At 68.9% G+C, this 4592-nt stretch carries 5 protein-coding genes; 3 read left to right on the forward strand and 2 right to left on the reverse strand.

Features of this window, described 5'->3' with window-relative positions:
* Together GJ629_RS14440 and GJ629_RS14445 are read right to left on the reverse strand one after the other, a co-directional pair.
* A partial coding sequence (locus GJ629_RS14440) for a PAS domain-containing sensor histidine kinase (RefSeq protein WP_157513657.1) occupies nt 1-1163 on the reverse strand: 1163 nt, incomplete at its 3' end.
* Nucleotides 1160-2350 (reverse strand): FIST signal transduction protein, encoded by a 1191-nt coding sequence (locus GJ629_RS14445; protein WP_157513658.1) that lies wholly within the window; start codon nt 2348-2350, stop codon nt 1160-1162. The genes GJ629_RS14440 and GJ629_RS14445, both read right to left, overlap by 4 nt.
* A 103-nt stretch (nt 2351-2453) precedes the next feature.
* On the opposite strand from GJ629_RS14445, the gene GJ629_RS14450 reads away from it, so the two are divergent.
* The 3 genes from GJ629_RS14450 to GJ629_RS14460 form a co-directional block, all read left to right on the forward strand.
* Nucleotides 2454-2879, forward strand: coding sequence for a DCC1-like thiol-disulfide oxidoreductase family protein (locus tag GJ629_RS14450; RefSeq protein ID WP_157513659.1), 426 nt, complete (start codon nt 2454-2456; stop codon nt 2877-2879).
* A 371-nt stretch (nt 2880-3250) separates the two neighbouring features.
* Nucleotides 3251-4258, forward strand: a complete 1008-nt coding sequence (locus GJ629_RS14455; RefSeq protein ID WP_197428641.1) for a transcription initiation factor IIB family protein — start codon at nt 3251-3253, stop codon at nt 4256-4258.
* Nucleotides 4259-4301: 43 nt separating this feature from the next.
* The coding region (locus GJ629_RS14460; protein ID WP_157513661.1) for a hypothetical protein at nt 4302-4592 on the forward strand (291 nt) is incomplete at its 3' end.

Raw genomic sequence — 4592 nt, forward strand, 5'->3', positions numbered from 1 at the left:
GTCCAGCCGTGGGCCTCGGCGATGGTCTCGACGATGGAGAGGCCCAGTCCCGTCCCCTCCTCGGCCGTGGTGACGCCCTCGTCGAACAGCGACTCCCTGACGGCGTCGTCGATGCCACAGCCGTCGTCTTCGAGGTAGAACCCGTCTCGGGTCGTTCCGACTGTCACAGTGAGCGTGTCGGGGGCGCATCCGGCGTGCTCGACCGCGTTTCGCAGGAGGTTCTCGAACAGTTCGGCGAGTCGGTTCCGGTCGGCCTCTATCGTCCGGTCGGCGGTCACCGAAAGGGTCGCCTCGCCGGTGTCGACCGTCGACCACGCGGTCCGTGCGACCTCGTCTAGCCGGACCGGTTCCGTCTCGCCGACGGCCTTCCCCTGACGGGCCAGCGAGAGGAGGTCCTCGATCATCGTGCGCATCCGCTTGTTTGACTCGCGGGCGATGCGGACGTGTTCGGCGGCCGGGTCGTCCGCGTCGAGCGTCCCCTGTGCCAACTCCAGCCGCGAGAGGCTGACTTCGAGGGGGTTGCGCAGGTCGTGGGAGACGACATCGACGAACCGTTCGAGTTGCTGGTTCTGGTGGTGGAGTTGCTGTTCGCGGCGCTTGCGGTCGGTGATGTCCGTGTAGATACCGTACCCCTCGATGGCGCCCGTCTCCCGGGTGACGACCGCCGAGCGGAACAGCATCGTCCGGATGTCGCCGTTGGCCGTCCGGCGTTTGATCTCCTCGCTGGCGTCGTTGTCGTAGCGGGCCCACATCGCCTGTGCCGACACGTCGGCCTCCTCGGGGACGATCAGCGACTGGAGGGTCCGGCCCCCGGCGGCCGAGCTGTCGTAGCCGAACGTCTCGCTGAAGGCGTCGTTGATCATCGAGACGACCGGTTCGTCGCCGTCGAACTCGACGACGACCGCCGGTTCGGGGACGTTCGCCAGCAGCGTTTCGAAGCGGCGTTCGGCCTGCGTGTGGACCCGAATCTCGTCGGCGATAGTGGCGACGGCCCCGTCGTGGGCCGATCGGATCGCCTCACAGACGTCGCCCACTTCGTCGTACGCCAACCGGTCGCGGCCGCCGAGGCCGACCGCCTCGACGCCGTCGCCGACGACCGATTCGGCCTTCTCGACGCCCAGCGCGGACGCGAACTTCCCGACCAGTTCCTCGCGACTGATCACGAGGGGATCACCATCACGACCGTCGTGGTGTTGTGGTAGCCGTTGCGCTGGCCCTTGCGCATACACGTCTCGCCGTAGGTTTCGAACCCGGCGAAGGGGCTGTCGAGGGCCTCGGTCATCGCGCCGACGGCCTCGCCGAAGCGGTCGCCGAGGATGATCTCACGGCAGGCACAGTCGTAGACGAACGCCCCCGCCGGGTCGCCGTCGATCATCGACCGCGCCTCAGTGGCGACCCGCCGCGCGGAGTCTATTTGATCGTCTGGTGCCCCGTGCATCACACGGACGACCGTCCCTTCGGGCATCTCGACGGGGAACTGCAGCGTCCCCGCCTCGGCGTCCCGGACTCGTGGCCAGCGGATCGTGTAGCCGTCGCCCCGGTCGAGCCCGAACTCGTACTCCCCGAGTATCTTCGTCCGGAGTTCGCTGTTCTCCAGCAACGCCTCCCGGCCGGCACCGAACTGGGCCTCGATTCGGTCCGCGACGGCGTCGTAGTAAGCATCCAGCGCCGGCTGGCCGTCTATTTCGGCGACGACCGGCCCTGACGCTTCGGTGATGGTCATCGACTCCGAGACGGGTTCGTGGCCGTGGTCGACGGCGACGCCGACGCGCTGTTCGGACTCGATACGGGCGATGACAAGCGCGTCCTCGACGATGTCGCCGCCGTGGAACACCGGTGTCCGGTCCAGCGCGAAGTTGTCCGAAGCCGTCCCGCCGGCGACACTCACGCGCGGCCCGAGCTTCCGCCGGACGGTCCGGATCAACTGCTCGGTGACGCCGCTTTTGATGTCGTTGAGGACCAGCGCCGACTGATAGGGGTAAGACTCAGTCTGTGGCAGGTCCGCCATCGCGTCCCGGACCGCGCCGGTGACGCCGTCGCCGATGTCCGTCCCCAGCGCCGTCCGCACGCGCATCGTCTCCGAAGACAGCGCCGCCACCGCGACGCCCGTCTCCACCGTCGCGGCCTGCGTGAACTCGCCCGTCGACGTACACCCGATCAGCGGCGTCTCCGTGCCGACGACGGCCCGAACGCTGTCCAGCACCGCGCGGGCGTCGTACCGCGAGGAGGCGAACACTTGCACGAAGTCGGCCGCGTCCGTCGCTAACGCCTCTATTGCCTCTCCGGCCGCTCGCTCGCCTGCCGATGCTCCGTCCTCAACCGTCGAAATACCCGTAGCGAAACTCGTCATCTACGTCTGACTCTATCGATGCTTCGTCACCGGGCCGGATGAAAGTAGGACCTAACTACGTAGGGAAGCGACCGTATTTGACGCTCCGGCCCCTACTGAGTGTATGTCCGCGTTCGACGCCGTACTGATCTACGACGGGGAGTGTCCCTACTGCTCGATAGCGGCGAAAGCCCTCGAAGCAGTCGACGAACTGGGCGCCCTCTCGTGGTACGACGAGGCGGCCCAGACGTTTCTTCAGGCGCAGTTCGGCGCGACGCCGTTCGCGATGGTGCTCGTCGACGAACCGAGCGGCCGGGTGTACGCCGGCCGCGCCGCCGCGAAGGAACTGGCCGACCGCGCCGGGATGCCCGGCATCGTCGGATCGCTCGTCCGGGACAACTACGAGGGTATCGCCGCCGCCGTCGGCCTCGCCTCCGGCCGCGGCCGCGACCCGGACCCCGTCCACGAGACCTACCGCCTCGAAGAGACCGCCCGCGAGACGTGGCCGGCCCTGCGGGACGCCGCCTCCGGCGAACCGGTCCCGGCGTAGCGGCGCGCGCCGGCGGAATAGCGGCGACGATTAATTCATATCGACAGTTATGATTTCTCAGCAGAAATATACTAAATGGAATGATTACGGTGCAATCTAGTGATTGTGTCCGTCGGTTTTAGCCTCACGATGGCTCCGCAACTCGGCCCGTTCGTTCGACACGAGGTCCCGATGTCGAACAAATCGGGATATCGCGGGGTCGAGGACGGAAACCGGCGGCCGTCGCCGAAACGGTCGGAGCTTTCAAGTAGGAGATGCCCGCCACACTCGCTCAGTCGGAACCGGCGACGGACGGCGATACCGTCGGGACGGCGGGCACGAGGCCGCCTACCGGCAGGACTGTCCCGCTCCGTCGCCCCGACGTGAGACCGATGAACACGAACGGCGTATCCGAGAACCGACGCACCGACACCTGCCCGGAGTGTGGCGAGGCCGTCCGGGCCAGCGAATCGAGCGAGCGAGTGTGTATCGGCTGTGGGCTGGTGGTCGCCGGGCCAGCGACCGACGGCCGCTCGGCGTACCTCGGCGCCGCCCGCCACGTCGGCGGCCCGCGGACCCAGACCCGGCCGAACCGCGGCCTGTCGACGTGGATGGGGTCGTGCCGGACCGACGGGAAGGGCAACGCCATCGAGGGCCGGCGGCGGCGACGACTCCGGCGACAGCGCCGCAGACAGCGCCGGGCGGCCGCCGACGCGACGAGCGAGACGCTCGACCCCGGGCTGAAGGAGGTCGCACGCCTCTGTAGCGTGCTGGAGTTGGCCGAGACGGTGCGGGAGACGGCGAGCGTCGTCTTCCGGCGGGCGCTGTCGGCGGGCATCCTGCAGGGGTGGGCCTACGAATCCATCGCCGCCGGGAGCGTGCTGATCGCCGCCCGTCGGTCGGGAGCGGTCCGGTCGCTGTCGGCGGTCGTGACTGCCAGTCGGCGGCCCCGGCGGCGGGTCGCGCGAGCGCTGCGGCACCTACAGCGGGAACTCGACCTCGCCGTCGAACCGCCGGACGTAGTCGAGTTCCTCCCCGCCGTCGGGGACACGCTCTCGGTGGAGGCGGACCTCCTCGGGATGGCGCGACAGTTACTCGAAGCCGCGACGGCGGCGTCCCTCCACAGCGGCCGCGACCCGCAGGCGCTGGCGGCCAGCGCCGTCTACACCGTGACGCTGGTGGCCGAGTCGGCCCCGCCGCTGTGTCAGACTGAAGTGGCCGAGGCCGTGGGCGTCTCGCCGCCGACGCTCCGGCGACAGTTCCGGGCGCTGGAACCGCTCTGTCCCGACGTGTTCGACGTGGCCCCCGCGGACATCGACGACCCGAAGAGCCGCGCCGGCCGCCGAACCGACCGAACCACGCCCGGCACGACGACGACCCAGTCCACGGGAGCGGACTGACGATGCCACAAGATTCAAACCGAAGTGTGGCGGATAAAACGCTATGACTGGGGACGTGCTCTCGACGGGGTTGGCGAGTCTGGACAACAGCATCGAGGCGGGGGGACTCAGGGCTGGAAGCGTCGTCGCCGTCCGGTCGCCCGCCCGGTCGGTGTGCCGACGGCTGGCGTGTAACTGCTGTGCCGACCGGCCGGTTCACTACGTGGCTCTGGGCGGGGACGCGGGCCGGTACGAACCGCACGTCAGGACCGCAACCGGCGTCGGGAGCGAGGGCATCTCGACGGCGTCGCTCTCGCTTTCGACTCCCGGCGAAGCGCTGACCGACCACCTCGAC

The sequence above is a fragment of the Halapricum sp. CBA1109 genome (assembly GCF_009741825.1).
Taxonomy (GTDB): domain Archaea; phylum Halobacteriota; class Halobacteria; order Halobacteriales; family Haloarculaceae; genus Halapricum.

Excerpts from the sequence above, each read along its gene's own strand:
- GJ629_RS14450 (WP_157513659.1), top strand. The coding sequence starts at position 2,454 with ATGTCCGCGTTCGACGCCGTACTGATCTACGACGGGGAGTGTCCCTAC.
- GJ629_RS14455 (WP_197428641.1), top strand. The coding sequence starts at position 3,251 with ATGAACACGAACGGCGTATCCGAGAACCGACGCACCGACACCTGCCCG.
- GJ629_RS14445 (WP_157513658.1), bottom strand. The coding sequence starts at position 2,350 with ATGACGAGTTTCGCTACGGGTATTTCGACGGTTGAGGACGGAGCATCG.